This is a genomic window from Desulfurivibrio dismutans (assembly GCF_029210385.1).
Classification (GTDB): domain Bacteria; phylum Desulfobacterota; class Desulfobulbia; order Desulfobulbales; family Desulfurivibrionaceae; genus Desulfurivibrio; species Desulfurivibrio dismutans.
Genome location: NZ_JARGDQ010000033.1, coordinates 1 through 500 on the forward strand (window position 1 = coordinate 1; position 500 = coordinate 500).

Here is a 500-nt window from a genome sequence, read left to right on the forward strand (position 1 = left end):
GCCTGGCAGGGGGTGGCGCCGGATTACCTGATGCACCTGGCCCTGGGCACCTCCCTGGCCTCCATCATCTTCACCGCCGTCTCCAGCGCCCTGGCCCATCACCGGCGCGGGGCGGTGCAGTGGAAGGTGGTGCGGGGCATTACGCCCGGCATCTTGGTCGGCACCCTGGGCGGCACCTTTGTCGCCGCCGCCCTTTCCACCGATTTTCTGCAAATCTTTTTCGCCCTTTTCCTCTTTTTCGTGGCCTGGCAGATGCTCAGCGGCCGCAAACCAAACCCCAACCGGGAACTGCCGGGCGCGGCCGGCATGCTGGGCGCCGGCGGGGTTATCGGGGTTTTTTCCAGCCTGGTGGGCATCGGCGGCGGCACCCTGTCGGTGCCCTTCATGGTCTGGTGCAACGTGGGGCTGCACAAGGCGATCGGCACCTCGGCGGCCATCGGCTTTCCCATCGCCGTGGCCGGCACCCTGGGTTACCTGCTCAACGGCCTGCGGGCCGCCCC

The 500-nt window shown here is 68.2% G+C and carries 1 protein-coding gene; it reads left to right on the forward strand.

The window, feature by feature from the left end:
* Positions 1-500 (forward strand): sulfite exporter TauE/SafE family protein (locus tag P0N66_RS12790; RefSeq protein WP_275806034.1); only part of this gene is annotated, 500 nt, incomplete at both ends.